Source organism: Streptomyces odontomachicola, assembly GCF_039605595.1.
Lineage (GTDB): Bacteria > Actinomycetota > Actinomycetes > Streptomycetales > Streptomycetaceae > Streptomyces.
The window spans coordinates 329,184-355,264 of the sequence record NZ_JBCFOK010000006.1; the positions used below are offsets into that span (position 1 = coordinate 329,184).

Below are 26,081 nucleotides of genomic sequence, written 5' to 3' on the forward strand. Positions count from 1 at the left end.
CCGTCGACCCTCCGGTGCCCCGCGCCGCCCTCGTGCCACCCCCGTACGGCAGGCGCCCCCTCACTCGTGCGCGATGGCCGCCAGCACGTTCATCCGGGACGCGCGCAGCGCGGGCAGCAGGGCGGCGACCAGGCCCACCAGCACCGAGCCGAGCACCACGGCCGCCACCGTCCACCACGGGACCGAGAGCGCGCGCAGGCCCTGGAGCGCCAGGACCTCGCGCATCGCCAGGCCCCACACCAGCCCCAGGCCGAGGCCCAGCACCGCGCCGAACACGGCGATCACCACCGACTCCAGCCGGATCATGCGGCGCAGCTGCCGCCGCGAGAGCCCGATGGCGCGCAACAGGCCGATCTCCCGGGTGCGTTCGACGACCGCGAGCGCGAGGGTGTTGACCACGCCCAGCACCGCGATGACGATCGCCAGGCCCACGAGCCCGAAGAGCAGGTAGAGCAGCACCGAGATCTGGTCGCGGACGAGCTTCTTGTAGTCGGCCCGGTCCCGCACCTTGACCTGCGGGTACGGCTTGAGGCTGTGCTCCAGTGCCGTACGCAGCTTCGCGGTGTCGGTGCCCTTGGCCGCGGTCAGGTACACCGCCGAGTCCTGGCCGCCCGGCAGGCCCCTGGCCAGGGTGGACATGCCCATCACCACCCCGCCCTGCGGGCCGAGCGCGCCGCCCGAGCCCTCCTTGCTCAGCGCGGCCACGGTCAGCACCACGGGGGCGCCGCCCTTGAAGCGGGCCGGAATGCGGGTACCGGGTGAGATCCCGTGCTTGTCGGCCCACTTCTGCTGCACGGCGATCCTGCCGGGCCTCAGCGCCGCCGCCGTGCTCCCGTAGGCGTACGCGATGTCGGTGACCTTCTCCAGGCCCGGGTCGAAGGCGGCGCCCGTGGTGTTCTGCTTCGTGCCGTCCGGCAGCCGCATGTCCTCCAGCGGCGCGAAGCGCTGCCGCACCAGCGTGCCCACGCCCTCCGTTCCGCGGATCTTCGCGGTCACCTCGGCGGGGAACGGCAGCGGCGGGCTGCCGCCCACCACGAAGTCGGCGCCGAGCTGCTTGTCGATCTGCTCGTCGAAGGAGGCGGTGATCGATGCCGCGGCCACCGACATGCCCACCACCAGCGCGATGCCCACCATGAGCGCCGATGCCGTGGCCCCCGTACGGCGCGGGTTGCGCAGCGCGTTGCGCTGGCTCAGCAGCCCCGCCGCCTTGAACACCCGCGGGAAGGCGCCGCCCAGCACCCGGATCACGGGGCGCACCAGGAGCGGCCCCGCCACCACCGTGGCGATCAGGGTGAGCGCCACGCCCAGGCCCAGCAGGCTGCCGGCCGTGCCCCCGTCCTCGGCCGCAGCGCAGCCGACGAGCGCCCCGGCGCCGGCCAGCGCGACGAGCAGACCGGCCACGGCGCGTACCTTCAACGGCCGCCCCGTACCGGCCAGTTCGAGGTCGGAGAGCGCGGCCATGGGCGTGATCCGCGAGGCGCGGCGCGCCGGCAGATAGGCGGCCACCAGGGTCACCCCGACCCCGACGACGTACGCGGCGACCGGGGTCGGCCAGCGGACCACGGTCTCGGCGGCGTCCAGGTTCATGCCGAAGGCGCGCATCAGGCTCATCAGCCCCAGCGCGAGCCCGATTCCGGCGCCGAGGCCGAGGGTGGCGCCCACGACGCCCAGCAGCGCGGCCTCGGCCAGCACCGAGCGCCGCACCTGCCGCCGGTCGGCGCCCAGCGCGCGCATCAGGCCCAGCTCGCGGGTGCGTTGGGCGATCAGCATGGAGAAGGTGTTCACGATCAGGAAGATGCCGACCAGCACCGCGACCCCGGCGAAGCCGAGCATCACGTAGCGCAGCACGTCCAGGAATCCGCCCAGGTCGGCCGCGGCTGACTTGGCCTGCTGACCTGCGGTGCGCACGTCGTAGCGATGGGGCCCCAGTGCTGCGCTGACCCTCTCCTTGAGCTGCGCGTCGCTCACCCCCGGCGCGGCGTCCAGCGACACGGCGGTGGCCAGCCGCGGGGAGCCGAGCAGTTCGCGCTGGGCGGTGCGGGGCTCCAGGAACACCAGCGCGGCGCCGGGGTTGGTCGTCGTGAAGGTGGCGATGCCGGTGATCCGTACGGAGAAGCCGCCGGGCGGCGCGAGGACCCGCAGGCTGTCGCCGACGCCCAGCTTCTTGCGCTTGGCCGTGTCCGCGTCCAGCAGCGCCTGCCCGGCGCCGCGCGGCGCGTGACCGCTGGTCAGCTCGACGGGGCTGCGCTTGGTCGGATACCAGTCGGTGGCGATGGTCGGCGCGCCGCTCTCGCTGCCGATGACCTTGTCGTCCGGCCCGACCACGGTCACGTTCTGCAGGGCGGCCTCGATGTGCGCCTGGGCGACCCCGGGCACGCGCGCGAGCCGGTCGCTCAGCCGCGCGGGCAGCGTGGGGGTGCGCCCGCTGGGGAACTGGTCGTTGCCGCCCGACGACCTCGGCGTCACCTGTACGTCGGCGGCCGTGGACTTGAAGAGCTGGTCGAAGGTGCGGTTGACGGTGTCCGAGAAGATCAGGCTCCCGGCCACGAACGCCACCGACAGCAGCACGGCGAGCGCTGACAGCAGCAGGCGGCCCTTGTGCGCGAGGAAGCTCCGTAACGTGGCCCGCAGCATGGCGGCGACCTGTCCCGTGCCTCAGCCGTGCCGTATCACGTCGAACTGCTTCATCCGCTCCAGCACGCCCTCCGCCGTGGGCTTCTCCAGGCGGTCCACGATCTGCCCGTCGCCGAGGAAGAGCACCAGGTCGGAGTAGGCGGCGGCGCCCGGGTCGTGGGTGACCATCACGACGGTCTGGCCCAGCGCGTCCACGGCCTCCCGCAGGAAGCCCAGCACCTCGGCCCCCGACCGCGAATCCAGGTTGCCCGTCGGCTCGTCCGTGAAGACCAGCTCGGGCCGGGACGCCAGGGCACGCGCGCACGCGACCCGCTGGAGCTGTCCGCCGGAGAGCTGCCCCGGGCGGTGCCCGAGCCGGTCCCGCAGCCCGAGCGTGTCGATGACCCGGTCCACCCACTCGCGGTCGGGTTTGCGGCCCGCGATGTCCATGGGCAGCGTGATGTTCTCCGCCGCCGTCAGGGTGGGCAGCAGGTTGAACGCCTGGAAGACGAACCCGACCCGGTCCCGGCGCAGCCGCGTGAGCTGCCGCTCGTTCAGCCCGGTGATCTCCGTGTCGCCCAGCCACACCCGCCCCGAGGTGACCGAGTCCAGCCCCGCCAGGCAGTGCATCAGCGTCGACTTGCCGGACCCCGAGGGCCCCATCACCGCGGTGAACCGGCCGCGGACGATCTCCACGTCGATCTGGTCCAGCGCCAGCACGGCCGTCTCGCCCGAGCCGTACGCCTTGCTGAGCGCCGCCGCGCGGGCCGCCGCCTGCTCGCCGCCCGCCGCCCCGTGCCGCATTGCCGCCGCTGGTGTGGACACCGCGCCTCCCCGGGCCTCAACTCCCCTTGGAGCGCCCGAGAGTAGGGGCAGCGCGCCGCCGTGACATCCCCCGCGAGGGCTCTTCCGCGCGGGGCGGCCTCGTCCTCGGGGAGTACGGGGCGGCGGACGGGGTGCCGGTGCTAGCGGTCCGGTGCTAGCGTGAGGGTGTGGCGAAGACCCAGTTGAACGTCCGGGTGGACGAGGAGACGGCGGAGACGGCCCGGGAACGGGCCATGGAGCGGGGTGTGAGTGTGAACCGCTATATCGAGGAGCTCGTCCAGCGCGACGCGGGCGAGGTGGGGCACACCTTCGTCGAGGCGGCGGCCGACTTCATGAAGAACTACGAGGCGCTGTTCGCCGAGGAGTCCGCCGACCCCTCCGGGCGGCCCGTCCGCGAGAGCGGGAGCCGGCAGCCCCGTTGAGCCTGCGCATCGACCTCGCCTGGCTGCTCATCGTCGCCGAGGAGAACACCCCGGGAGACCCGCGGGTCACCGACTACGGCGCGCTGGTCGCCGCCGTCAGCAGGCACCAGGCCGAGGTCTTCGACCGCCCCGTGTACGCCGAGCCCTGCGACCGCGCGGCCGCACTGCTCCAGCTCCTGCTGCACGTGCCCGCGCTGGAGCGCTCCAACGCGCTGTTCGCCTCAGCCGTCGCCTACGCCTATCTCGTCGCCAGCGGCCTGAAGGTGGTCACCTCGCCCGAGCGGGTACGCGATCTCGCGCGCATGGTGAAGGACGGCTCCGACGTGCGCGCCATAGCGGACGAGCTCCGTACGTGGACGACCGGCTAGTGCTCCGTACGTGGACGACGGGCTGAGCGCTCGTACGCGGGCGGCCGGCTGAGGCTCCCGGGCCGAGCCCCCTCAGTGACCGTCACGGGCGCCGTGCGCTGCCCAGCACATGGAAGGAGTGCGGCAGCGCGGGACCCTTCTCCGGGACCAGCACCCGGCGGAAGTCCAGCCCCTCGAAGCCGGCCTCGCGCACCGGGCCCAGCGGCTCCCGCGCCGTGTGGCAGCCACCGAAGGCGAGCGGCCAGACCGTGCGGTCCAGCGCGCGCTGCACCAGGTACATGCCGCGCCGCCCCGGCGCCTTGCCGTGCTCGTAGAAGCGCAGCTCGCCGCCGGGGCGCAGCACCCGGAACGCCTCGGCCAGCGCGCGGCGCACCGCCTGTTCGCCGGTCAGCGAGCACAGGACCAGGCAGAACACCGCCGCGTCGAAGGACTCGCTCTTGACCGGCAGGGCCTGCGCCGTGCCCGGCACCACGTCCACCGGGACCTCGGCGCGCAGCGCCGCCTTCGCGGCCAACCGGCGCATGTGGCGCTCCGGTTCGATGGCCACGACCTCGGAGACGGAGTCCGGGTAGCGCGCGAAGTTGAGCCCGTTGCCGGACCCGATCTCGATCACCCGCCCGGACAGCCCGGCGGTGAGCTCGGCGCGGTGCGCCGCCACTCCGGCGCGTTCGTCGGCGGCCACGCTGAAGCGCGCGTAGAAGCGGGCGAAGAGCGGATGGCGCACGGCGTCGCGGCGCGTCCTGCTGCCGGTTGCGGTCATGGGGCGGCTCCTCCCGTGGACTGCGGCGTCCTGCTGGTACCTACCTGATACGTACGCACGGCCTGATATGTACGCCCGGGTCCTCCGGATTCTCCCCCGATGAGCCCCGGAGAAGTCCCGCGCCTTCGGGGGCCGCGCCGCCGGGGCCGTACGAGACTCAGGGGCCGTACGGGGCCCAGGATCCGTACGTGGTTCGGAATCCGTACGCGGCTCAGGGCCCGTAAGCGGCAGGCGGCTCGCGGCGTGCGCGGCGCTCGGCCCGCGCGCGGCCGCCGGTCAGGGCGAGGAGGAGCAGCACCAGCACACCCACCACGAGCAGGCCCAGCGCCAGCCAGGGCAGGAAGGCGAAGCGGAGGCCCACGTCGGCGCGTACGGCGACGGCGCGCGAGCCGTCCGCGTTCATGGCGACCAGGGACCAGGCGCCCGAGGTCTTGTTCCAGGTCAGGTCGCGGGTGTCGGACCCGGTGGCGACCCAGACGCCGGCCCGCGCGGGCGGCGCCGGCGTCCGTGTCCCGGCGACGCGGGTGGACTCGGTGCGGAAGGGATCCAGGCGCACCCGGTCCAGCCGCTCGTTCGCCACCCCGCGCAGATAGCGGTCCACGGCGTCGCGCCGGCCGATGCCGAGGAACAGCGGCACATCGCGCCGGTCGGTCCGCGTGGCGTGCACCCGTACGTTGCCCAGCTCGCCCACGTCCAGCACGGGGTCGCCCGGGCGCCCGCCGGTCACGTCGACCTCGTCGGCGACCAGCGCACGGGTGGTGGTGCGGAAGCCGTGCGCCTCGCTGGTGAACCAGCCGCCCGAGCCCCGCTGTTCCGCGGTGGCCCAGGCGGCCCCCGCGCCGCACACCAGCAGCAGCACCCCGAGCACTCCGGCGATCCAGCGCCCCACGGTCCTCATCGCCCGCCCCCTCCCGCGCTTCCCGCCCCGGGCCGTGCGCGCGGAGCGGGCACCGAACCGCCAGGCTAGCGCGCGTTCTGCGGGTCAGCCCGGGGCCGGACGTCCCCGGGTGCCGCCCAGTTCCGGCGCCAGCCATTCCGGTGCCGCGGCACGGAACGCGGCGGGCTCCATCGCCCCCGCGCCCTCCGGCAGCACGCCCAGCAGGGGCGCGCCCGCGGCCTCGTGCAGCTCGGCGAGGTTGCACCGGGACGCCAGGTCGGGCTCCGGCGGCAGGCTTCCGACCAGCACACCCGCGTGCTCCAGGCCCCGCGAGGCCAGCGCCTCGGCCGTCAGCGCCGTGGAGTTGAGGGTGCCGAGCCCCGCCGCGGCCACCGTCAGCACCGGCGCCGCGAGCAGCCGGGCCGCGTCCGCGAGGGTCCCGCCCTCGGCGTCGTACCGCACCAGCAGCCCGCCCGCGCCCTCGACCAGCACCAGATCGTGCGAGGCCGCCAGCTTCTCCGCCGCCTCGGCCACCTCGGCGGGGCGCACCGGCTCCATACCGGCCCGCCGCGCTGCCGTGGCGGGCGCCAACGGCTCGGGGAAACGCGCCAGTTCGGCGCCCGTGACCTCCTCGCCCGCCAGCCGCCGCACCTCCGCCACATCGCCTGGCTCGCCCTCGGCGACCCCGGTCTGCGCGGGTTTCAGCACCGCGACGGAACGGCCGCCGCGCAGCGCGGCGGCGGCGAGCGCGGCGGTCGCCACGGTCTTGCCGACCTCGGTACCGGTGCCGGTCACCACGAGCACGCCGGGCCGTACGGGAGTGTGGGGTTCCACGGGCGCGCCGGACTCCACGCACATGCCCGGCCCTTCGTCACGCGGGCCCCAACCCCCGTGTTCCGCTTGCCCTTTCACGTTCATCCCTCCTCCGCGACGCCGCGCATCGCCTCGCAGATCAGCGCCACGTCCGCGTCCCCCGTCACATACGGAGGCATCGCGTACACCAGGTTCCGGAAGGGCCGCAGCCACACTCCGCGGCGCACCGCGGCGCGGGTGGCCGCGGCCATGTCCACCTCGCGGTCCAGCTCCAAGACGCCGATAGCGCCGAGCACCCGCGCCTCGCGCACGCCCGGCACCTCCGCCGCGCCCGCGAGCCCTTCGCGCAGCCCCGCCCCGATGCGCTTGACCTCGGCCTGCCAGTCCTGGTCCAGGAGGAGCCCGAGCGAGGCGTCGGCGACGGCGGCGGCCAGCGGGTTGCCCATGAACGTGGGCCCGTGTGCCAGTACAGGCAGCTCGCCGTGGGAAATCCCCTCGGCCACCCGCGGGGTGCACAACGTCGCGGCCATGGTCATGTAACCGCCGGTCAGCGCCTTGCCCACGCACATCACATCGGGGGAGACCCCCGCGTGGTCGGCGGCGAACAGGGCCCCGGTGCGCCCGAATCCGGTGGCGATCTCGTCGAACACGAGCAGCACGTCGTACGCGTCGCACGCCTCCCGCAGCACCCGCAGATACGCGGGGGAGTGGAAGCGCATGCCGCCCGCGCCCTGCACCACGGGCTCGACCACGACAGCGGCCAGCTCGTGCGCGTGCCGGGCCACGGTGTCCCGCAGGTGCGCCACGTACGCCGGATCCGGCTCCGCGTCGAAGCCGGCGGCGGAAACGGAACCGGAGCCGGAGCCAGAGCCGGAGCCGTGACCGGCCGGCGGCGCGTCGGCGAAGACCTGCACGGGCAGTGCCCCCGACCACAGCCGGTGCATGCCGCCCTCCGGGTCGCACACCGACATGGGGTGCCAGGTGTCACCGTGGTAGCCGCCGCGCCAGGTCATCAGCCGCCGCTTCTCCGGCCTGCCCAGCGAACTCCAGTGCTGGAGGCACATCTTGACCGCGACCTCCACCGACACCGAGCCGGAGTCCGCGAGGAAGACGTGTTCCAGACCCTCGGGCGCCATGTCCGCCAGCCGCGTCGCCAGCCGCACCGCGGGCTCGTGCGTGAGCCCGCCGAACATCACATGGCTCATCCGGTCCAGCTGCGCGTGCGCCGCCTCGTCCAGCACCGGGTGCCGGTAGCCGTGCACCGCCGACCACCACGAGGCCATGCCGTCCACCACCTCGCGCTGCCCGTACGCGGGTTCGGCCAGCCGCAGCCGTACGCCGGAGGCCGACTCGACCACCAGCGGGTCGGTGCGGCCCGGCATCGGCGCGTACGGATGCCAGACGTGCTGCCGGTCCAGCGCGAGGAGTCGTTCCGTGCCGAGTCGTTCCGTGCCAAATCGCTCCGTGCCGAGGGCGGCGCCGGTCCCCCTGTGACCGGCGCCGATCCCCGTGTCGTGCCCGGTCATGCCCTGCTCAGGCATTGGGCGGCAGCTCCGTGCCCGCTCCGCGGCGGCGCACCGCGACCAGGTCCTCGACCCTGTGCTCGGGCAGCGTGGTGGTGTCGGTGCCCTCCACCTCGAAGCCCGCGTCCGCGATCATGTCGAGGTCGGCCTGCCCGGCCTGACCCTCGGTGGTCAGGTAGTCGCCCAGGAAGATGGAGTTGGCGATCTGCAGCGCGAGCGGCTGGAGCGAGCGAAGCTGCACCTCGCGCCCGCCCGCGAGACGCACCTCCGCGTCCGGGCACACGAACCGCACCATCGCCAGGATCCGCAGCGCGTGCCGCGGCGTGAGCAGCCACTTGTCCTCGAAGGGCGTGCCGTCGATCGGGATGAGGAAGTTGACCGGCACCGAGTCCGGGTTCAGCTCCCGCAGCCCGAACACCACGTCCACCAGGTCCTCGTGGCTCTCGCCCATGCCCGCGATCAGCCCGGAACAGGGCGAGAGACCCGCGCCCTTGGCGTGTTCCACCGTGTCCTTGCGGTCCTGGTAGGTGTGCGTCGAGCAGATCTCGGCGTACGTGGACTCCGAGGTGTTCAGGTTGTGGTTGTACGCGTCGGCGCCGGCTGCGCGCAGCTTCTCCGCCTGGCCCTCGGACAACAGCCCCAGGCAGGCGCAGATTTCGACGCCCTGCTCCTGCTCCTTGATCGCCTCGATCGTCTCCGAGACCCGCTGCACGTCGCGGTCCGTGGGCCCGCGCCCGCTGGCCACCAGGCACACGCGCTTGGCGCCGCCCTTGAGCCCGGCCTCGGCGGCCGCGACGGCCTCGTCCTTCTTCAGCCACGTGTACTTGAGCACCCCCGCGTCGGCGCCGAGCGCCTGCGAGCAGTACGAGCAGTCCTCGGGGCACAGCCCGGACTTGAGGTTCACCAGATAGTTGAGCTTGACCCGGCGGCCGAACCAGTGCCTGCGCACCTTCCCGGCAGCGGCCACCACATCGAGCAGTTCTTCGTCGGACGTCTCCAGCACCGCGAGCGCCTCGGCGCGGGTCGGAGGCTCAGCGCGCAGTCCCTTGTCCACCAGGGTGTCCATCAGCTCCATGGCGCCGATCCTTGCCCATGACAGTGGTCTTGCAAAAGGAGGATCCCCACAACACGTCCGGAGACAGCTGTGGGTATTGCCACACCCTGAGCTCGGTTATCAGCCGCTAACGTTCATGCAAACCCTACAGATCAACGGGAGCCGCCCACCCATGCCCGAATCCCCTCGCCGCCCCGCGGCGCCCCCGCGGAACGCCCCGGCGCCCGCCCCCTTCGGCTGGCTTCCCGAGGCCCGCGCGGCGCGCGAACGCGCCGGGCTGGTGCGGCGGCTGCGCCCCCGCGCCGCCGCATCCCCGCTCCTCGACCTCGCCTGCAACGACTACCTGGGCCTCGCCCGGCACCCCGAGGTCACCGAGGGCGCGGCCGCCGCCGCGCGCCGCTGGGGAGCGGGTTCGACGGGATCGCGGCTGGTCACGGGCTCCACCGGGCTGCATGCCGAACTCGAGGCCGAACTGGCCGATTTCTGCGGCTTCGAGGCGGCCCTGGTGCTCTCCTCCGGCTACGCGGCCAACCTCGCCGCGATGACCGCGCTGACCTGCCGCGGCGGCCTGATCGTCTCGGACGCCTCCAACCACGCCTCGCTCATCGACGGCTGCCGCCTCTCGCGCGCGGAGACCGCCGTGGTCCCGCACGCCGACCCCGCCGCCGTGCGCAAGGCGCTCGACGGCCATGAGGGGCACGCCGTCGCGGTCACCGACTCGGTGTTCTCGGTGGACGGCGACGCCGCGCCGCTGCCCCAACTCGCCGACGCGTGTACGGAGTACGGCGCCGGGCTCATCGTCGACGACGCGCACGGCCTCGGCGTACTGGGGGAGGGCGGCCGCGGCGCGGTGCACGCCGCGGGCCTGGCCGGAACGCCCGGCACGGTCGTGACCGCCACACTCTCCAAGTCGCTCGGCAGCCAGGGCGGCGCCGTCCTCGGCACGGCCGCGGTGATCGAGCACCTGGTCAACACCGCGCGCACACTCATCTTCGACACCGGCCTCGCGCCGGCCGCGACCGGCGCCGCACTCGCGGCCCTGCGCCTCCTGCGCCGCGAACCGGATCGCGCCGAGCGCACCCGCGCCGTCGCCGCCGCGCTGCACCGGCGCCTCGACGCCGCCGGACTGGATGTCACCCGTCCCGACGCCGCCGTGGTCTCGGTGCGCGCGCCGGGTCCCGAGGACGCCGTGCGCTGGGCGGACGACTGCCGCGCCGCCGGGCTCCAGGTGGGCTGCTTCCGCCCGCCCTCGGTGCCCGACGGCATCTCACGCCTGCGCCTGACCGCCCGCGGCGACCTCTCGGACGCGGATCTGGACCGGGCTGTGCGCACGGTGGTGGGCTGCGCGCCGTGAAGTGGTGTGTGCCGGGGCCCTGTTGGCGCGCGCGGTCACCCGCGCTCTCGACCTCGTACGGAATCCCGTACGGCACCTCGTACGGAGCCCAGGAACGTGGTCCACGCGGCTGAGGTGAACCGCAGGCGCGGGCCTTCCGGGTCCTTGGAGTCGCGCACCGACAGATGCGCGTGCTCAGGCCTGATCTCGACGCAGCTGTTCACGGTGCTGTGGCTGCTGCGGATCCAGCCTCCGTGCTGTGGCAGTGCTGCCGGCATGCTCGGCCTCTCCTCACGTGTCCTCACGCGTCCCCGCCGATCCCGGCGATGAACGCGAGAGAGTCCTCGTACGACAAGGCGTGTGCCCGCAGGGTGTCGAACGCCGCGCTGTAGGCACGGAGTTCGTCCTGCCCCTCGACGTAGAGGCTACTCGTCAGGTGGTCGAGAACAACCACATCCAAGTCAGCGATGCGCGGAAACGAGAAAATTACGAAAGGCCCTGTGACTCCGATGTGCACTCCGCTGGCAAAGGGCAACACCTGGAGGCGCACATGCGGTTGGGTCCCGGCCACGGCCAGCCGCCGCAGCTGCTCCGCCATCACCTCGGGACCGCCGACCTCCCTGCGCAGCACCGCCTCGTCCAGCACCACGTCGAGCTCCAGCGGCGGCGCGGCGCACAGCACGCCCTGCCGCGCGATGCGCACCTCCACCAGCGACTCCACGCGCTCCCGCGGCACGCGTCCGCCGAGCGCGGCGCGGGTCACCTCGCGCGCGTACGCCGGGGTCTGCAGCAGGCCGGGCACCACCGAGGTCTCCAGCGTGCGGGCCCGTACGGCCTGCGTCTCCAGGGCGATGAAGTCCCGGTAGGCGGGCGGCAGGAGGTCGCGGTAGGAGTACCACCAGCCGCGCCCCCGTCCGCCGTTGCGCGCCTCCCGTGCATCGGGCGCCGGTGCGGGCGCGTCAGCGCCGGACAGCGCCGCGAGCAGTGCGCGCAGCCCGAGGTCGTGCACCCCGTACACGTCCAGCAGCAGGGTCAGATCGGCCGGCTTCACGCCGCTGCGCCCGGTCTCGATGCGGCTCACCTTCGACTGGTGCCAGCCCACCCTGCGTGCCGCCTCGCCGCTGGTGAGGCCGGCGTCGCCGCGCAGTCTTCGCAGCTCGGCGCCCAGTTTCCTGCGCCGGACCGCAGGGGCGTGGTGCATGCCCGTACTCCTCTCCCGCCCGGATTCCCACAAGATCCCCGCCGGATTCCCACCGGGCCCCGCCCGGCGCACCCCGCGCGTGCGGCCGCCCGCGTGGCTCCGGGGCGGGAGCAGGCGCACGGAACGGGGGTGCCGCCCAAATACGGTCTGCCGCAGCAGAGTTCACTTCTTCGGGCGACAGATATATGCACATCCTGGGGGATCGGCCGCATCGCGGCCAGCGCGATGGCACTCTGGCGCGGAGCAGCCTCTGCAGCGGGCGCCGCAGCCCGGCGGCCGTCCGAGTAAGCCCCGTCGCACCATCCGCACCGGCGGAGCCACCGGCCCGGTGGGAAAGGGACAGCGCCGCCATGGCAGACGACCAGGAAGCAGCCATCACTCTTCCGAGCTCACCCGGCTCGGTCACCACGGCACGCAGATATGTGACCGACATGCTCGCCGAGTGGGGAGTGCCCGCGGGGGGCGAAGCGGTCGAGGCCGTCCGGCTGATCGTCTCCGAGCTGGCCACCAACGCGGTGCAGCACACCCGGGGCGAGTCCCCGGAGTTCACCGTCGAGGTGCGGCTGACGCGCGGCGAGGAGCTGTGCCTCGGCGTCAGCGACCGCCATCCGCGGATGCCGCGCAGGCTCCCCGCCGCGGTCCAGCAGGACAACGGGCGCGGCATGATGATCGTCCGCTGCCTCACGGCCGAGGCGGGCGGCACCATGACCGTCACCCCGACCGTGGACGGCGGCAAGACGGTCTGGATCACGCTTCCGTGGCAGCCGCTGCCGGTGACGTGAGGGGCGCCTCCTGCTTGAGGGGGCCGGCGACCTGGGGGCGTCGGCTTGCGCGGGTGGCGTACGGAGCCAACCCGCCGCGCCTGTACGCGCGTTCGCGGCCCCCTTACTCCCGCGCCGGCGGCAGCCCCACCCGCGCGGCCCTGCGCTCACCGTCCAGCACCCTCAGCGCCCGTACGAGGGTGGCCCCGTGCACCTCGCTCTCGCCCCGCTCGTGCATCAGCGCCAGCGCGTCCCGCAGCGCGCACGCGCTGGAGGCGAGCGCCTGGGCGGCACGCAGCGCGCCGTAAGTTCCCGTGGAGCGCGCCGGGTTGATGCGGCCGAGCTGGTCCAGCACCTCCAGGTAGCGGTCGACGAACTCGCCCTCGGCCCGCGTCAGCGCGGGCAGCTCAGGGAGTTCGGGCGGCGGCCCCGGCATCCCCCGCGCCGCCTCAGCCGAGCCGCGCGGGGGTACGGGGCGCCTTGCGGCTCTCGGTGAGCCGGTCGACGATCCCGTACCCGACGGCCTGTTCCGCGGTCAGGATGGTGTCCCGCTCCAGGTCGGCGTGCACCTGGGCGGGGGTGCGGCCGGTGTGGCGCGCGTACAGCTCCTCCAGCAGTTCACGGGTGCGCTGCATCTCGCGCGCCTGGATCTCCAGGTCCGCCGCCTGCCCCTGGACCGGCTCGCTCAGCGCGGGCTGGTGCAGGAGGATCCGCGCGCCGGGCAGGGCCATCCGCCTGCCGGGGGCGCCGGCGGCGAGCAGCACCGAGGCGGCGGACGCCGCCTGGCCGAGGCAGGTGGTCTCCACCTCGCAGGAGATGAACTGCATCGTGTCGTAGATGGCGGTCATCGAAGTGACCGAGCCGCCGGGCGAGTTGATGTACAGCGAGACCGCCTGGTCGGGCGCCGCGCCCTCCAGGTGGATGAGCTGCGCGATCACGTCGTTGGCCGAGGTGTCGTCGATCGGGGTCCCCAGGAAGACGATCCGCTCCTCCAGCAGCTTCGCGTACGGATCGAGGGTGCGGTTGCCGGAGCTGGTGCGCTCCTGGAACTCCGGCAGCACATAGCGATTACTGGGCACGCCGTCTCTCCCTCCGAGAATGTACAAAATGTACAGACGGTACGCTGGGGAGCATGGCGTACGAGATCCCTGTGACGCAAGCACGTGCGGAGCTGGCCGAGCTGATCAACCGCGTGGTCTACGGCGGCGAGCGCGTGACCGTCACCCGCCACGGCAAGCCCTTGGTGGCCCTGGTGTCGGCCGCTGACCTGGAACGACTCGAAGCCGAGGACGCCCGCGACCAGAACGGGACGATCAGCACCGTCTCCACGGTCCACGACCTCACGTCCGCTCCGGGTGAACACGGCAGATTCGGCATCGCGGCCCACGACAGGAGCGGCGGAGGAGAGGGGAAGAGGGGGGCCGGCGGGGGGAGTTGAGGGGAGCGGGGGCGCGGTGTGAGATCTGAGCGCGCTCCCGAGCCCGATTCTGCTCGTCGGCGGTGCCCTCCCCGTTCAGCGCGCCGGTCCCGCCAGGTGCGCGATGTCGCTGGAGGCCACGTCGTGGAGGCGGTGGGAGAGGTGTTCCAGGGCGCGGCTGGTGGCCAGTTCGTCGCCGATCTCGGGGACGGGGCGGTCGACCGGGTTGCGCCGGGCCACTCCGGTGCCGATGACCTCGGTGCCGTTGTCGGTGGTCAGTACGGCGCGGGCCCAGGTGTCGTCCCCGTCCTCGGTGACCTGGATGCGCACCGTCCACTCCTTGGCCCGCGAGCCGGGCCGCGTGGGGGTCTGCATGGCGCTCAACTCCTGTGGCGGGAGCGCCGGGCCCCGCGCTCACCCCGGAGCCCGGCCCTCGGGTGACGCTTGTACTCCCAGGGTCCTCCGCGCGGGGCCGCGCGGCCAGTGCGTCCACCGGCCAACGGGTGCCGGGCGCCGTCGTGCGGACGCAGAGTCGCGGAGCCGCAGGGCCGCAGGATCGGCGAGGCCGCAGGAGCGCGGGGCCACGGGACTGCAGGACCGCGAAGCCGCGGGACCGCGAGGTCACAGGAGCGCGGGGCCACGGGACCGCGCGGCCACAGGACCGCGAAGCCGCAGGACCGCGAGGCCACAGGGGCGTGAGGCCGCAGGACCGCGAGACCGCAGGAGCACGAGGCCACGCGACCCCGCGGGTCAATGCGAGGTCAGCCGTCCTCACCCCCGCGTGGCCCCCGCTTCTGCGGGCCCGCACGTTTCCGTATACCGACGGCCATGGATGCGCAAAGATCCTCCCTGTTCTTGCGGGGAGAGGTTCCCCGGGGCGCGGGCGCGCCGTAGCTTCTTGCCGCCGTGACCGGGCCTCACCGGGCCCCGCGCGGCGCCCCGTCCGGAGCGGGAATCCGCGTCATTCCAGGAGGGGTTGGGCCGCCGGTGCGCACCTCCGTCCCGGATACACGTCGACAAACGTGCGTTAACGCAGGCGAAACGGCGTCTCACTAGCGTCGCGGGCCCTGGGAGGCGCCCGTGATTCCAGTGTGTGATACACCTATTTCGCGTGTGCGTCGCCGTAAGTGACCGGGCGTTCCCGCCCCGGCGCGACGACCGTGAAGTGGGAGACCATGCAACTGACACCGCATGAGCAGGAACGGCTGCTCATCCACGTCGCAGCCGACGTGGCGCAGAAGCGCCGCGAACGCGGCGTGAAGCTCAACCACCCCGAGGCGATCGCCCTCATCACCACGCACGTCCTCGAGGGCGCCAGAGACGGGCGCAGCGTCGCGGAGCTCATGGAGAGCGGCCGCGCCGTGCTCGGGCGCGACGAGGTGATGGACGGCGTACCGGAGATGATCCACGACGTGCAGGTCGAGGCGACCTTCCCGGACGGCACCAAGCTCGTGACCGTGCACGAGCCGATCGCGTGACCCCCGGCTTCCTCCCCCAGCGCGAGCCCTCGTAGCCCGCGGCCACCGCGCGTACCCGCCGTACGACCGCACGCATGCGGACGTCCCCGTGCGTACGCGGAAGCCCACCGTGCCCACGCGGTCCCCCACGCCGCGTGCGGCGGAGTCCGACAGAGGGCGCGGAAATCCGCCCGCCCCTCCGCCACGCCGTCCCCAGGAGCGCCGCCGATGACGCCAGGAGAAATCCTCTTCGCCGACGATCCGGTCCGCCTCAACGAAGGCGCCGAGACCACCAGGCTCACCGTTCTCAACTCCGCCGACCGCCCCGTGCAGGTCGGCTCCCACTACCACTTCGCCGAGGCCAACCCCGGCCTCGACTTCGACAGGGAGGCCGCGCGCGGCAAGCGGCTCGCCGTCGCCGCCGGCACCGCCGTGCGCTTCGAGCCCGGCATTCCCGTCGACGTCACCCTCGTACCGTTCCGCGGCAAGCGCTACGTCGCCGGATTCCGCGGCGAGATCGCAGGAGCCCTCGATGACTGAGCTGTCCCGTGCCGCATACGCCGACCTGTTCGGCCCGACAGCCGGCGACCGGATCAGGCTCGCCGACACCGCACTGGTCGTGGAGATCGAGGAGGACCGCTCGGGCGGACCCGGACGCTCTGGTGACGAGGCCGTTTTCGGCGGCGGCAAGGTCATCCGCGAGTCCATGGGCCAGGCCCGCACCACCCGCGCCGAGGGCGCGGCCGACACCGTGATCACCGGCGTCCTGGTCCTGGACCACTGGGGCGTGGTCAAGGGCGATCTCGGGATACGGGACGGGCGGATCACCGCGCTCGGCAAGGCCGGCAACCCGGACACCATGGACGGGGTGCACCCCGACCTCGTCATCGGCCCCGAGACCGAGATCATCGCGGGCAACGGCAAGATCGTGACCGCGGGCGCCATCGACGCGCACGTGCACTTCATCTGCCCGCAGATGGTGGACGAGGCGCTGGCCTCGGGCATCACCACCCTGGTCGGCGGCGGTACGGGTCCGGCCGAGGGCTCCAAGGCCACCACCGTCACCCCGGGCCCCTGGCACATGGCGCGCACCTTCGCCGGCATGGAGAACATGCCCGTGAACATCGGCCTGCTCGGCAAGGGCAACACCATGTCGCGGGACGGCATGTACAGCCAGCTCCGCGGCGGGGCCGTCGGCTTCAAGATCCACGAGGACTGGGGCGCGACGCCCGCGGTGATCGACGCGGCGCTGAGCGTGTGCGACGAGACCGGGGCCCAGACCGCCATCCACACCGACACGCTGAACGAGGCCGGGTTCGTCGGCGACACGCTCGCGGCCATCGCGGGGCGCGGCATTCACTCGTACCACACCGAGGGTGCGGGCGGCGGGCACGCGCCGGACATCATCACCGTGGTCGGGCAGCCCAACGTGCTGCCCTCGTCCACCAATCCGACCCGGCCGCACACCGTCAACACGATCGAGGAACACCTCGACATGCTGATGGTCTGCCACCACCTCAACCCGGCGGTCCCCGAGGACCTGGCCTTCGCCGAGTCCCGCATCCGGCCCTCCACCATCGCCGCCGAGGACGTGCTGCACGACCTGGGCGCGATCTCGATCATCTCCTCCGACTCGCAGGCCATGGGCCGGGTCGGCGAGGTCGTGCTGCGCACCTGGCAGACCGCGCACGTGATGAAGAAGCGGTACGGGGCGCTGGCGGGCGACGGCCGCGCGGACAACCTGCGGGCACGGCGGTACGTGGCCAAGTACACGATCAACCCGGCCGTCGCGCAGGGCATGGACGGCGACATCGGCTCCGTCGAACCGGGCAAGCTGGCCGACCTGGTGCTGTGGGACCCGGCGTTCTTCGGCATCAAGCCGCAGGTCGTGATCAAGGGCGGGCAGATCGCGTACGCGCAGGTGGGCGACGCCAACGCGTCGATCCCCACCCCGCAGCCCGTCCTACCGCGGCCCATGTTCGGCGCCACGGGCACGGCCCCCGCGCACAACTCCTTCAACTTCGTCACCAGCACGGCGCTGGAGGACGGCCTGGAAGAGCGGCTGGGGCTCGGCAAGCGGTTCGCCGCGATCAAGGACACCCGCGGGGTGACCAAGCTCGACATGCGGCAGAACGACGCGATGCCGGACGTGAAGGTCGAGCCCGACACCTTCACCGTCACCATCGACGGCGAGACGGTCGAGCCCGCTCCCGCCGCCGAACTGCCCATGGCGCAGCGGTACTTCCTGTTCTAGCCGCGCCCTCTGTTCCGGCGCCGCGCGCGCCGGACGCGGACCGCCCCGGGGCCGCTTGCCCCCCTCCCGGCCCCGGGGCACACCCGCCGCCACGGCGGCACCACCCCCGAGAAGAGCGCGAGGAGCCCATGACCCGAGCCGCACTGCTGGTGCTCGCCGACGGGCGCTTCCCCGCCGGAGGGCACGCGCACTCCGCCGGGGCCGAGGCGGCCGTGAAGGCGGGCCGGATCACCGGAGCCGCCTCGCTCGCCGAGTTCTGCCGGGGGCGGCTGCACACCGTGGGGCTGGTCGGCGCCGCGCTGGCGGCCGCCGCCTGCACCGGACAGCACGATCCGCGCGACCTCGACGCGGCGGCCGACGCCCGCACGCCCTCGCCCGAACTGCGGCGCACCGCGCGCAAGCTGGGCCGCCAGATGATGCGCGCGGCCCGCGCCACCTGGCCCTCGCCCGAACTGGACGCGTGCGCCGCGGCCTTCCCGCGCGGCGCGCACCAGCCCGTGGTGCTCGGCCTCGCGGCGCGTGCCGCCGGGCTCGACCCGCTGGACGCCGCGTACGCCTCCGCCTACGAGAGCGTCTCGGGGCCCGCGACCGCCGCCGTGCGGCTGCTGAGCCTCGACCCGTTCGACGCGACCGGCGTGCTCGCGCACCTCACATCCGACCTCGACGAGGTGGCGCAGCGCGCCGCGGCGGCCGCACTGGCCGGCGACCTGGACGCGCTGCCCGCCGCCTCGGCGCCCCTGCTCGACATCACGGCGGAGGACCACGCGACCTGGCCCGTGCGCCTGTTCGCGTCCTGAGCCTCCGACCCCCACCGTCCGTTCCGGCGGACCGCTTCGACTGGAGTACGGCATGCACCTCGACCACGGAGAGACCTTCCCGCAGCGCCACACCCACGCCGCCGACCCCGTACGCCCCGACGGCACCCGCCGCGCGCTGCGCATCGGCCTCGGCGGCCCGGTCGGCTCCGGCAAGACCGCGACCGTCGCGGCGCTGTGCCGGGAGCTGCGGGACCGCTTCCGCCTCGCCGTCGTCACCAACGACATCTACACGCGGGAGGACGCCGCCTACCTGCTCAAGGAGGCCGTGCTGCCGCCCGAGCGGATCACCGCGGTGGAGACCGGCGCCTGCCCGCACACCGCGATCCGCGACGACATCTCGGCCAACCTGGAGGCCATCGAGGATCTGGAGGACGAGGTAGGACCGCTCGACCTGGTCCTGGTCGAGTCCGGCGGCGACAACCTCACCGCGACCTTCTCCAAGGGCCTGGTGGACGCGCAGATCTTCGTCATCGACGTCGCGGGCGGCGACGACATCCCGCGCAAGGGCGGGCCCGGCGTCACCACCGCCGACCTGCTCGTGGTCAACAAGACCGACCTCGCCCCGTACGTCGGCTCCGACCTGGACGGCATGGCCAGGGACGCCAAGGCCGCGCGCGGCGAACTCCCCGTCGCCTTCCAGTCGCTGCGCTCGGAGGGCGTCGGCCCGGTCGCCGACTGGGTGCGCGAGCAGCTCGCCGACTGGGCGTCCCGCGCCCCCGCAGCCGCATGACGGCCGAGCACGCCGAGGCGCCCGCCGGCGAGAGCCGCGCGGGCGCCCCGCCCCTGTGGGAGAGCGCGTACGCGGTGCCCGCCGCGCGCACAGGCGAGGCGGTCGGCGCCCCGCACAGCCCCGGCTACGGCGTACGGGCCACCGCGCGGCTCACCGCCGTACCGGACGGGCGCGGCGGCACCCGGCTCCCGCTGCGCAGCGGCGAAGGACCGCTCGCGCTCCGCCGCACCCGCGCGCACGGCTCCTGGGCCCGGGTGACCCTCGTCGGCGCCATGAGCGCGCCCCTCAACGGCGACCAACTCTCCATCGTGGCGCGGGTGGAGGACGGCGCGCGGCTGCGCATGGACGGCAGCGCGGCGACCATCGCGCTGCCCGGACGCGGCGGCGACTCGGCCTCGTACGAGACCGACCTCACCGTGGGCGAGGGCGCCGAGGCGCACTGGCTGCCCGAGCCCGTGATCTCGGCGGCGGGCAGCGACCTGCGCCAGTCCGTACGCGTCAGGATCGCCCGCACGGCGCGGCTGGTCCTGCGCGACGAGCAGGTGCTCGGCCGCACCGGCGAGGCCCCGGGACGGCTGCGCACCCGCCTGACCGTGCACCGCGAGGGCCGGCCCCTCCTGGACCAGGAGCTGGCGTACGGGGAGGGCGCGCCGGGCTGGGACGGGCCCGCGGTGCTCGCCGGGCGGCGCGCGGTGGGGCAACTGCTCATCGTGGACCCGGAGTTCGAGAAGGACGGGCCGCCCGCCGCGCGGGTGCTGGAGGGCGGAACGGCCGCGGTCACTCCGCTCGCCGGGCCCGCGGTGCTGGTGACGGCCGTCGCGGAGGACGCGTTGCGCGTTCGGACGGTTTTGGACCGTTTCCTGGGGGCTTCCGCGCCGTGACCGCGCGGGTGTGAGCGGAAGAGGGAGATTCGGTGCGGGGTGCGTGTTCGTCTCGTTCGGGAAACAATCCGTAAAGAACACCTGTGCGGTCTGTCCCTCGCGGCCCGCGAGGAGACAGGATCCACCTGACAACCGGTTGATCACCCCGTGGTCACCGGGTGGCCACCGGAACGCGCCGCCACCAGCGGCGCCACCTCTCAGGGGGATTCACCGTGAACAGACGGAAGACAGCGGCCGGTTCGGCCGCGGCCCTCGCGTCGGGAGCCCTCATAGCCGGGGTCCTCGCCGCACCCGCTCTCGCCGACACGACCGGCGCAGGAGGCGGCCAGGACCGGCACGGCACCAGCACCCGCGCGGCGGCGAACAGCAGCCAGGCGGAGGACCTCGGGGTCCGCATCGCCGCGGCGCGCGCCGCGAAGCACGGAATCGACTGGCAGGACTGTCCGGCCGACTGGGGGCTGAAGAAGCCCATCCAGTGCGGCTATGTGACGGTCCCCATGGACTACTCCAAGCCGCACGGCCGCACCATCAAGCTCGCCGTCGACCGTGCGAAGAGCACCGGGAGCAAGGACGAGCGGCAGGGTTCGCTCGTCTACAACCCGGGCGGCCCCGGCGGCTCGGGCATGCGCTTCCCGGCCCGTGTGACGAGCAACAACCCGCTGTGGACGAAGACTTCGAAGGCGTACGACTTCGTCGGCTTCGACCCGCGCGGCGTCGGCCACTCCGCGCCCATCTCCTGCCAGGACCCGCAGGAGTTCGTGAAGGCGCCGAAGGCCGACCCGGTGCCCGACGACGAGGCCGACAAGCTGGCGCAGCGCAAGCTCGCCAAGGAGTACGCGGACGGCTGCAAGGAGCGCACCGGCGCCCTGCTCCCGCACATGACCACCCCGAACACGGCCCGCGACCTGGACGTGATCCGCGCGGCGCTGGGCGACAAGAAGCTCAACTACCTCGGGGTCTCCTACGGCACGTATCTCGGCGCCGTCTACGGCACCCTCTTCCCGGGGCACGTGCGCCGCATGGTCGTGGACAGCGTGGTGAACCCCGCGCGGGACAACATCTGGTACAAGGCCAACCTTGAGCAGGACGTGGCCTTCGAGACCCGCTGGAGCGACTGGAAGGAGTGGGTCGCCAAGCACGACGCGACCTACCACATCGGGGACACCCCGGCGAAGGTCCAGCAGCAGTGGGAGAAGCTGCGCGCGACCGCCAAGAAGAAGCCCGTCGGCGGCGTCGTCGGCCCGGCCGAGCTCACCGGCTTCTTCCAGAACGCGCCGTACTACGACGAGATGTGGGCCGAGGTCGCCGGCGTCTGGGCCGCCTACCTCAAGGGCGACGAGGACACGCTGGTCAAGGCCGCAGGACCGGACATGTCCGACAAGGCGGGCAACAAGACGGCGGAGAACGGCAACGCCGTCTACACCGCCGTCGAGTGCAACGATGCCAAGTGGCCCACGAGCTGGTCGCGTTGGGACCGTGACAACACCAGGCTGCACAAGAAGTACCCCTTCCTGACCTGGTCCAACGCCTGGATGAACCTGCCCTGCGCCACCTGGCCGGAGAAGCAGCGGACCCCGGTCGAGGTCCGCACGGGCAAGGGCCTGCCGACGGTGCTGATCGCCCAGTCCGAGCGCGACGCGGCGACCCCGTACGCGGGCGCCGTCGAGCTCCACAAGCGGTTCAAGGGCTCGCGGATGATCACCGAGCGGGACGCCGGTTCGCACGGCATCACCAACGTGAAGAACCCCTGCCTGAACCAGCGCATCGACGCCTACCTGCTCAAGGGCAGCGTCGACCGCAAGGACGTGACCTGCCCGCCGCACGCCACGCCGGAGCCGAAGCTGGCACCGGCCACGGCCGACCGCGCGGTCTCCGACGTCGCCGAGACGCTGACCGGCCCCGCGCAGCCGCAGGACCGGGCGGGCATGGCGCGCCCGTAAGCACCGCCGCACAAGCGCACAGCAGCAACCCGGGGCGGCCCCACGCACATTGGGGCCGCCCCGGTCCTGTTCCCGCTGGGGTCCTGTTCCTTCCGGGCGGTTACTCCGCCTTGCCGCCCCGCTCGGCGAGCCACGCGTCCTCGGCCGCGTAGTCGAAGAGGTCGCCCGTCGGGTCGTACGCGGCGGCCATCTCAGGGAAGGCGTCCCGCCAGTCGCGGTCGCGCAGCCGCCCGGCCAGCCACTCGGCGGTCTCCGGCAGCGAGTCCTCGTACGTGGTGACCGCGCGGTATCCCAACTCCCGCTCCGCCGCCGCCATGTCCATCACCAGCGGATGCGGCAGCGACCACGGCGTCCTGCCCAGCATCGGCCGCCCCTCGGGCGGCGGCCCCTCCAGGGTCACGGTCTCGGCCTCCCAGCCCAGCGCGCGGTCCATCGCCTCGGCGATCTCCGCGACGGTGGGCGCGCCGGGGTCGGCGGCGTTCAGCGCACGGGAGCCGGGCCTGCGCGCCGCGAGCCGCACCAACTCGGCCACGTTGGAGACGTGTACGGGGTGGAACCTGCTGGCGCCTCCGTACGCGAGGACCCGCACCCTGCGGCCGTCCAGCCACCGCTTCACGAAGTGGAGCTCGCGCGGTGTGCGGCAGTGCCTGCCGTGCACGGCCGCGGCGCGCAGCACCGTGACCGGCAGCTTGTCCCCGATCGCGAGCAACTCCTGCTCCAGCGCGGCCTTGCGGGCGCCGTAGTCCGCCTCGCCCGGGGCGACGGTGCGCTGGGTCTCGGCGACCGGCACCGGATAGGCGGGGAAGCCGTCGGGCCGGCTCTGGGTGGCGAAGCTGCGGCCCCGCTCGTCCTCGTATACGGCGCCGCTGGAGAGCACCACAGCCGAGCCGACGCGGCCCGCCAGGTCCGTCACCTGGCGTGCGTGGCGCGGTGACATGGCTGTGCAGTCCAGCAGCATGCCGCAGCCCTCGCCGACCGCGTCGGCGAGCGCGCCGTCCTGCTCGCGGTCGACCATCCTGACCCGCACGCCGTCCGGCCACTCCGCGTCCCGGCCGCCGCTGCGCGAGGCGGCCACGACCTCCCAGCCGTCCTCCGCGAGCGCCCGTACGGCGGCCCGCCCGATCTGTCCGGTCGCGCCGAGTACGACAGCGCGTGATCCCTCCGTCATGCCGGGAACGCTACGGTCCGCCGCGATGCGCCGCACCGGCTTTTCGCCTCCGGCGGAGCGGCTTGTGACGGCGGCCGGCCGCTGTCGGCGTACACCGGCGCGCGCGAGGGGCGCACGCTGGGTGAAGCGGCAACGACCTCGTGCTCAGCGGTTCTTGGGGCCGTGGCCCTTGGCGTCCTGGCTCTTGGGGCCTTGGTCCTCGGGCGACTGCTCCCCGGGCGACTGCTCCCCGGACGGCCGGTCCTTGTGCGCCTGCGCCTGCTCCTTGGCCGCGGCCCCGAGCCCCGGCAGCCGGTCGCGGAGCCCGCGCCTGCCCTCGCCCGCCGCCGCTGCCTCGGCCTCCTGCCGCGCCTTGGCGTCGGGCGCGTACAGGTCCACGTACTCCTGCCCGGAGAGCTGGAGGATCTCGTGCATGATCTCGTCGGTGACGGCGCGCAGCGCGGCGCGCTCCTGGGAGATGGCCGCGTACCGGGAGAACTCCAGCGGCTTGCCGAACCTGATGGTGACCCGCCCCAGGCGCGGCAGCTTCCGCCCCGGCGGCTGGATCTCGAAGGTGCCGACCATCGCGCACGGGATCACCGGGACCCCGCCCTGGAGCGCCATCGCGGCGACGCCGACCCGGCCCTTGTAGAGCCGGCCGTCGTGCGAGCGGGTGCCCTCCGGGTAGATGCCCAGCAACTCGCCCTTGCGGAGCACGCCCAGGCCCTCGTCGATCGCGGCCTGTGCCGCGCCCTTGCCCGAGCGGTCCACCGGGATCTGCCCGGCGCTGCGGAAGAACGCGGCGGTGAGGCGGCCCTTGAGCCCGGGGCCCGTGAAGTACTCCTTCTTCGCCAGGAAGGTGATCCTGCGGCGCAGCATCGCGGGCATCAGGAAGTGGTCGGAGAAGGAGAGGTGATTGCCCGCGACGATCGCGGCGCCCTCGTCCGGGATGTTCTCCAGGCCCTCGATGCGCGGCCGGAACAGCAGCCGCAACAGGGGCCCCAGCACGACATACTTGAGCACGTAATAGAACATCCAGGAACCACCTGTCCGACAAACCCGACACCGACCTGCGTTCCCCGCACGGCGTGCCTCTACCGTCCACCCAGGTCATCCCCCGCATCGGGGAGCGGTCAGTGTAAGCGCGCGAGTCGCCTCGGGGAACCGTGGCCGTTCCCTTCCCGCCGGGCCGCGCGGTGCACCGGCGCTCTCAGCCCTCCCGGGAGCCGTCCCGCCCGCCGGCGGATCCGTTCGTGCCGCGCTCGACCACCACCAGGGCCGCGTCGTCGGGGAGTTGGCCTCCCACGTGGGCGAGCAGGTCGGCGTGCAGGTGCTCGATGAGCGACTGCGGGCCCTCGCCGCTCCAGGCGGCCACGCGCTCGGCCAGCGGATAGAAGGTGCCGGAGCTGTCGCGGGCCTCCAGGATGCCGTCGGTGCACAGCACGAGCAGGTCCCCTTCGCGCAGCGGGAATTCGCTCACGGGACGGTCCCCCGGCGCGAGCCCGTCCAGGCCCAGCGGCAGCGCCGGGGTGCCCTCCAGCGGCGTCACCTCGCCCCCGCGCAGCCTGAGCGGCGGCGGATGGCCGCAGTTGACCAGCCGCAGCGCGGGCGCCGCGTCGCCGATCTCCATGATCAGTGCGGTCGCGAAGGACTCCAGGCCGTCCTCCGGGTCCCGTTCGCGGGTGGCAGCCTGCTGCGCCGTGGCCTCCAGATGGGCGGCCACCTCGGGCAGCCGCCAGCGCCCCGCGGTCGCGCGGAAGGCGCCGAGCAGCAGCGCCGCGTCGCTCACCGCCGGCAGCCCCTTGCCCCGTACGTCGCCGACGATCAGCCGCGTGGAGTCCGCGCCCCGCACCGCCCCGTACAGATCGCCGCCCACCCGCGCCTCGGTGTCGGCCGCCACGTAGAGCTGGCCGAGACGCAGCGGTCCCGCGGTGCGGGGGAGCGGGCGGATGAGGGCCTGCTGCGCGACCTCGGCGACCGAGCGCGCCCTGCGCAGCTCCCGGGTGCGGCGGTCGCGGGCCACGGTGAAGGCCACCACCAGCACGGAGATCAGCAGCAGCGAGAGGAGCTGCGCCTGGTGGTTGGCGGTGAACAGCCCGCCGTGCAGGTGGGCTATGGCCACGAGCGCGCCCAGCGCCACGACGCTCATCGCCCCGGTCGTACGCGGCCCGGCGAAGGCCGCGGTCAGCGCGGGGGCGGCGGCCAGGAACGGGCCGAGGTGGATCGCGTACGGCGAGTTCACGTCCACGACCAGGACGACGAGGATCAGGCCCAGGGGCATCAGCAGCAGAAACCGGTTCCTCCGCGGACGGCGCGCCCCGTCCTCGTCCCGCCCAAGAGCCATGGTCAACGAATACCTCCGACCCCGCGCCCGCGCAGCGCGGGACGGACGCGGGGTGGGCGTGGCGGGGATTCCGGGGCAGTATCTGTCCTCTGTCCCGACCCGCACGCGCACTCACCGCACTCACCGCACTCACCGACCGGGAGCTCCGATGGCCGTACGCCGTGTCATGCCCGTCCTCACGACCGACTCCGAGGCGGCGCGGGAGAGCCGCGACTTCTACGGGCTGCTGGGCTTCCAGGAGGTCATGAACCACGGCTGGATCTCGACGGTCGCCTCGCCCGAGGTCCCCGCGGCCCAGGTGAGCCTGATGACCGAGGACAAAACGGCGCCGGTCAACCCCGACCTCAGCATCGAGGTGGACGACGTGGACGCGGTCTACGCCGCCGTGCGGGAGAGCGGCGCGGAGATCGTGCACCCGCTCCAGGACGAGGAGTGGGGAGTGCGCAGATTCTTCGTACGCGACCCGGGCGGCCGCGTCATCAACGTCCTCACCCACCGCACAGCGGACTGACCGCTGGTCGCAGGGCATGTGCGGAGCGCGCA

General features: G+C 73.5%; 27 protein-coding genes and 1 pseudogene. 13 read left to right on the forward strand and 15 right to left on the reverse strand.

Annotated elements, in window-relative coordinates:
- Positions 1–60: 60 nt before the first annotated feature.
- Together ABEE00_RS13865 and ABEE00_RS13870 are read right to left on the reverse strand one after the other, a co-directional pair.
- Complete coding sequence (locus ABEE00_RS13865) at positions 61–2,634, reverse strand: ABC transporter permease (RefSeq protein ID WP_345745723.1); 2,574 nt, start codon at positions 2,632–2,634, stop codon at positions 61–63.
- Positions 2,635–2,655: 21 nt separating this feature from the next.
- Positions 2,656–3,438: an ABC transporter ATP-binding protein gene (locus tag ABEE00_RS13870; protein WP_451918569.1), complete on the reverse strand. Its 783-nt coding sequence runs from the start codon at positions 3,436–3,438 to the stop codon at positions 2,656–2,658.
- A gap of 167 nt (positions 3,439–3,605) precedes the next feature.
- Here ABEE00_RS13870 and ABEE00_RS13875 point away from each other — a divergent pair, with 167 nt between their 5' ends.
- Both ABEE00_RS13875 and ABEE00_RS13880 read left to right on the forward strand, forming a co-directional pair.
- Positions 3,606–3,860 (forward strand): toxin-antitoxin system HicB family antitoxin, encoded by a 255-nt coding sequence (locus tag ABEE00_RS13875; RefSeq protein ID WP_345745724.1) that lies wholly within the window; start codon positions 3,606–3,608, stop codon positions 3,858–3,860.
- Positions 3,857–4,228 (forward strand): fic family toxin-antitoxin system, toxin component, encoded by a 372-nt coding sequence (locus ABEE00_RS13880; protein ID WP_345745725.1) that lies wholly within the window; start codon positions 3,857–3,859, stop codon positions 4,226–4,228. Before ABEE00_RS13875 ends, ABEE00_RS13880 begins: the two co-directional genes overlap by 4 nt.
- An 82-nt stretch (positions 4,229–4,310) precedes the next feature.
- Here ABEE00_RS13880 and ABEE00_RS13885 read toward each other — a convergent pair whose 3' ends face one another.
- The 5 genes from ABEE00_RS13885 to bioB form a co-directional block, all read right to left on the reverse strand.
- Positions 4,311–4,988 (reverse strand): class I SAM-dependent methyltransferase, encoded by a 678-nt coding sequence (locus ABEE00_RS13885; protein WP_345745726.1) that lies wholly within the window; start codon positions 4,986–4,988, stop codon positions 4,311–4,313.
- 211 nt (positions 4,989–5,199) lie between these two features.
- Positions 5,200–5,886 (reverse strand): hypothetical protein, encoded by a 687-nt coding sequence (locus ABEE00_RS13890; RefSeq protein WP_345745727.1) that lies wholly within the window; start codon positions 5,884–5,886, stop codon positions 5,200–5,202.
- Positions 5,887–5,970: 84 nt separating this feature from the next.
- Complete coding sequence (bioD, locus tag ABEE00_RS13895) at positions 5,971–6,699, reverse strand: dethiobiotin synthase (protein ID WP_345745728.1); 729 nt, start codon at positions 6,697–6,699, stop codon at positions 5,971–5,973.
- Positions 6,700–6,779: 80 nt separating this feature from the next.
- A complete protein-coding gene (locus ABEE00_RS13900; RefSeq protein WP_345745729.1) occupies positions 6,780–8,219 on the reverse strand; it encodes an adenosylmethionine--8-amino-7-oxononanoate transaminase in 1,440 nt (479 codons plus the stop codon).
- Entirely contained in the window at positions 8,212–9,276 is a 1,065-nt protein-coding gene (gene bioB, locus ABEE00_RS13905; protein ID WP_345745730.1) for a biotin synthase BioB, read from the reverse strand. The genes ABEE00_RS13900 and bioB overlap by 8 nt, the downstream gene beginning before the upstream one ends.
- A 151-nt stretch (positions 9,277–9,427) precedes the next feature.
- Between bioB and ABEE00_RS13910 the strand changes: the two genes are divergently transcribed.
- Positions 9,428–10,609: an 8-amino-7-oxononanoate synthase gene (locus ABEE00_RS13910; RefSeq protein ID WP_345745731.1), complete on the forward strand. Its 1,182-nt coding sequence runs from the start codon at positions 9,428–9,430 to the stop codon at positions 10,607–10,609.
- Positions 10,610–10,644: 35 nt separating this feature from the next.
- Here ABEE00_RS13910 and ABEE00_RS13915 read toward each other — a convergent pair whose 3' ends face one another.
- Both ABEE00_RS13915 and ABEE00_RS13920 read right to left on the reverse strand, forming a co-directional pair.
- The gene (locus ABEE00_RS13915) at positions 10,645–10,866 is read right to left on the reverse strand and encodes a DUF397 domain-containing protein (RefSeq protein ID WP_345745732.1); all 222 of its coding nucleotides are present in this window, start codon (positions 10,864–10,866) and stop codon (positions 10,645–10,647) included.
- Positions 10,867–10,889: 23 nt separating this feature from the next.
- Positions 10,890–11,789 (reverse strand): helix-turn-helix domain-containing protein, encoded by a 900-nt coding sequence (locus ABEE00_RS13920; protein ID WP_345745733.1) that lies wholly within the window; start codon positions 11,787–11,789, stop codon positions 10,890–10,892.
- A 350-nt stretch (positions 11,790–12,139) separates the two neighbouring features.
- On the opposite strand from ABEE00_RS13920, the gene ABEE00_RS13925 reads away from it, so the two are divergent.
- Complete coding sequence (locus ABEE00_RS13925) at positions 12,140–12,571, forward strand: ATP-binding protein (protein WP_345745734.1); 432 nt, start codon at positions 12,140–12,142, stop codon at positions 12,569–12,571.
- 103 nt (positions 12,572–12,674) lie between these two features.
- Here the strand turns inward: ABEE00_RS13925 and ABEE00_RS13930 are convergent, their stop codons facing one another.
- Both ABEE00_RS13930 and ABEE00_RS13935 read right to left on the reverse strand, forming a co-directional pair.
- Positions 12,675–12,986: a hypothetical protein gene (locus tag ABEE00_RS13930; protein ID WP_345745735.1), complete on the reverse strand. Its 312-nt coding sequence runs from the start codon at positions 12,984–12,986 to the stop codon at positions 12,675–12,677.
- A gap of 13 nt (positions 12,987–12,999) precedes the next feature.
- Complete coding sequence (locus ABEE00_RS13935) at positions 13,000–13,629, reverse strand: ATP-dependent Clp protease proteolytic subunit (RefSeq protein WP_345745736.1); 630 nt, start codon at positions 13,627–13,629, stop codon at positions 13,000–13,002.
- Positions 13,630–13,682: 53 nt separating this feature from the next.
- On the opposite strand from ABEE00_RS13935, the gene ABEE00_RS13940 reads away from it, so the two are divergent.
- Positions 13,683–13,988, forward strand: a complete 306-nt coding sequence (locus ABEE00_RS13940) for a type II toxin-antitoxin system Phd/YefM family antitoxin (RefSeq protein WP_345745737.1) — start codon at positions 13,683–13,685, stop codon at positions 13,986–13,988.
- Between the two features lie 75 nt (positions 13,989–14,063).
- On the opposite strand, the gene ABEE00_RS13945 is transcribed toward ABEE00_RS13940, so the two are convergent.
- Positions 14,064–14,342, reverse strand: coding sequence for a DUF1876 domain-containing protein (locus ABEE00_RS13945; protein WP_345745738.1), 279 nt, complete (start codon positions 14,340–14,342; stop codon positions 14,064–14,066).
- 800 nt (positions 14,343–15,142) lie between these two features.
- On the opposite strand from ABEE00_RS13945, the gene ABEE00_RS13950 reads away from it, so the two are divergent.
- The 7 genes from ABEE00_RS13950 (at position 15,143) to ABEE00_RS13980 (ending at position 22,047) form a co-directional block, all read left to right on the forward strand.
- Positions 15,143–15,445: an urease subunit gamma gene (locus tag ABEE00_RS13950; protein WP_345745739.1), complete on the forward strand. Its 303-nt coding sequence runs from the start codon at positions 15,143–15,145 to the stop codon at positions 15,443–15,445.
- A 207-nt stretch (positions 15,446–15,652) separates the two neighbouring features.
- On the forward strand, positions 15,653–15,964 hold the full coding sequence (locus ABEE00_RS13955) for an urease subunit beta (protein WP_345745740.1): 312 nt from the start codon (positions 15,653–15,655) through the stop codon (positions 15,962–15,964).
- Positions 15,957–17,678 (forward strand): urease subunit alpha, encoded by a 1,722-nt coding sequence (locus ABEE00_RS13960; RefSeq protein ID WP_345745741.1) that lies wholly within the window; start codon positions 15,957–15,959, stop codon positions 17,676–17,678. The genes ABEE00_RS13955 and ABEE00_RS13960 overlap by 8 nt, the downstream gene beginning before the upstream one ends.
- A gap of 128 nt (positions 17,679–17,806) precedes the next feature.
- Positions 17,807–18,475: an urease accessory protein UreF gene (locus ABEE00_RS13965; protein ID WP_451918570.1), complete on the forward strand. Its 669-nt coding sequence runs from the start codon at positions 17,807–17,809 to the stop codon at positions 18,473–18,475.
- Between the two features lie 52 nt (positions 18,476–18,527).
- Positions 18,528–19,226 (forward strand): urease accessory protein UreG, encoded by a 699-nt coding sequence (gene ureG, locus ABEE00_RS13970; RefSeq protein WP_345745742.1) that lies wholly within the window; start codon positions 18,528–18,530, stop codon positions 19,224–19,226.
- Positions 19,223–20,107 carry an urease accessory protein UreD gene (locus ABEE00_RS13975; protein WP_345745743.1) on the forward strand — a complete coding sequence of 295 codons (885 nt, stop codon included), beginning with the start codon at positions 19,223–19,225 and terminating at the stop codon, positions 20,105–20,107. Before ureG ends, ABEE00_RS13975 begins: the two co-directional genes overlap by 4 nt.
- A gap of 212 nt (positions 20,108–20,319) precedes the next feature.
- Entirely contained in the window at positions 20,320–22,047 is a 1,728-nt protein-coding gene (locus ABEE00_RS13980; protein WP_345745744.1) for an alpha/beta hydrolase, read from the forward strand.
- Positions 22,048–22,147: 100 nt separating this feature from the next.
- On the opposite strand, the gene ABEE00_RS13985 is transcribed toward ABEE00_RS13980, so the two are convergent.
- From ABEE00_RS13985 to ABEE00_RS13995, 3 genes and pseudogenes are all read right to left on the reverse strand, one after another.
- Complete coding sequence (locus ABEE00_RS13985; RefSeq protein ID WP_345745745.1) at positions 22,148–23,215, reverse strand: NAD-dependent epimerase/dehydratase family protein; 1,068 nt, start codon at positions 23,213–23,215, stop codon at positions 22,148–22,150.
- A 315-nt stretch (positions 23,216–23,530) separates the two neighbouring features.
- Positions 23,531–24,229, reverse strand: a pseudogene (locus ABEE00_RS13990) (lysophospholipid acyltransferase family protein); the annotation flags it as partial.
- A gap of 175 nt (positions 24,230–24,404) precedes the next feature.
- Positions 24,405–25,538: a PP2C family protein-serine/threonine phosphatase gene (locus ABEE00_RS13995; protein ID WP_345745746.1), complete on the reverse strand. Its 1,134-nt coding sequence runs from the start codon at positions 25,536–25,538 to the stop codon at positions 24,405–24,407.
- A gap of 148 nt (positions 25,539–25,686) precedes the next feature.
- Here ABEE00_RS13995 and ABEE00_RS14000 point away from each other — a divergent pair, with 148 nt between their 5' ends.
- Positions 25,687–26,049, forward strand: a complete 363-nt coding sequence (locus tag ABEE00_RS14000) for a VOC family protein (protein WP_345745747.1) — start codon at positions 25,687–25,689, stop codon at positions 26,047–26,049.
- Positions 26,050–26,081: the final 32 nt, after the last annotated feature.

What these genes read in the sequence shown, in the direction of transcription:
- ABEE00_RS13930 (WP_345745735.1), bottom strand. Translation starts at nt 12,986, where the DNA reads ATGCCGGGGCCGCCGCCCGAACTCCCTGAGCTGCCCGCGCTGACGCGG.
- ABEE00_RS13865 (WP_345745723.1), bottom strand. Translation starts at nt 2,634, where the DNA reads ATGCTGCGGGCCACGTTACGGAGCTTCCTCGCGCACAAGGGCCGCCTG.
- bioB (WP_345745730.1), bottom strand. Translation starts at nt 9,276, where the DNA reads ATGGAGCTGATGGACACCCTGGTGGACAAGGGACTGCGCGCTGAGCCT.
- ABEE00_RS13910 (WP_345745731.1), top strand. Translation starts at nt 9,428, where the DNA reads ATGCCCGAATCCCCTCGCCGCCCCGCGGCGCCCCCGCGGAACGCCCCG.
- ABEE00_RS13885 (WP_345745726.1), bottom strand. Translation starts at nt 4,988, where the DNA reads ATGACCGCAACCGGCAGCAGGACGCGCCGCGACGCCGTGCGCCATCCG.
- ABEE00_RS13900 (WP_345745729.1), bottom strand. Translation starts at nt 8,219, where the DNA reads ATGCCTGAGCAGGGCATGACCGGGCACGACACGGGGATCGGCGCCGGT.
- ABEE00_RS13995 (WP_345745746.1), bottom strand. Translation starts at nt 25,538, where the DNA reads ATGGCTCTTGGGCGGGACGAGGACGGGGCGCGCCGTCCGCGGAGGAAC.
- ABEE00_RS13985 (WP_345745745.1), bottom strand. Translation starts at nt 23,215, where the DNA reads ATGACGGAGGGATCACGCGCTGTCGTACTCGGCGCGACCGGACAGATC.
- ABEE00_RS14000 (WP_345745747.1), top strand. Translation starts at nt 25,687, where the DNA reads ATGGCCGTACGCCGTGTCATGCCCGTCCTCACGACCGACTCCGAGGCG.
- ABEE00_RS13945 (WP_345745738.1), bottom strand. Translation starts at nt 14,342, where the DNA reads ATGCAGACCCCCACGCGGCCCGGCTCGCGGGCCAAGGAGTGGACGGTG.
- ABEE00_RS13960 (WP_345745741.1), top strand. Translation starts at nt 15,957, where the DNA reads ATGACTGAGCTGTCCCGTGCCGCATACGCCGACCTGTTCGGCCCGACA.
- ABEE00_RS13950 (WP_345745739.1), top strand. Translation starts at nt 15,143, where the DNA reads ATGCAACTGACACCGCATGAGCAGGAACGGCTGCTCATCCACGTCGCA.
- ABEE00_RS13965 (WP_451918570.1), top strand. Translation starts at nt 17,807, where the DNA reads ATGACCCGAGCCGCACTGCTGGTGCTCGCCGACGGGCGCTTCCCCGCC.
- ABEE00_RS13890 (WP_345745727.1), bottom strand. Translation starts at nt 5,886, where the DNA reads ATGAGGACCGTGGGGCGCTGGATCGCCGGAGTGCTCGGGGTGCTGCTG.
- ABEE00_RS13940 (WP_345745737.1), top strand. Translation starts at nt 13,683, where the DNA reads ATGGCGTACGAGATCCCTGTGACGCAAGCACGTGCGGAGCTGGCCGAG.
- ABEE00_RS13920 (WP_345745733.1), bottom strand. Translation starts at nt 11,789, where the DNA reads ATGCACCACGCCCCTGCGGTCCGGCGCAGGAAACTGGGCGCCGAGCTG.
- ABEE00_RS13925 (WP_345745734.1), top strand. Translation starts at nt 12,140, where the DNA reads ATGGCAGACGACCAGGAAGCAGCCATCACTCTTCCGAGCTCACCCGGC.
- ABEE00_RS13975 (WP_345745743.1), top strand. Translation starts at nt 19,223, where the DNA reads ATGACGGCCGAGCACGCCGAGGCGCCCGCCGGCGAGAGCCGCGCGGGC.
- ureG (WP_345745742.1), top strand. Translation starts at nt 18,528, where the DNA reads ATGCACCTCGACCACGGAGAGACCTTCCCGCAGCGCCACACCCACGCC.
- ABEE00_RS13915 (WP_345745732.1), bottom strand. Translation starts at nt 10,866, where the DNA reads ATGCCGGCAGCACTGCCACAGCACGGAGGCTGGATCCGCAGCAGCCAC.
- ABEE00_RS13955 (WP_345745740.1), top strand. Translation starts at nt 15,653, where the DNA reads ATGACGCCAGGAGAAATCCTCTTCGCCGACGATCCGGTCCGCCTCAAC.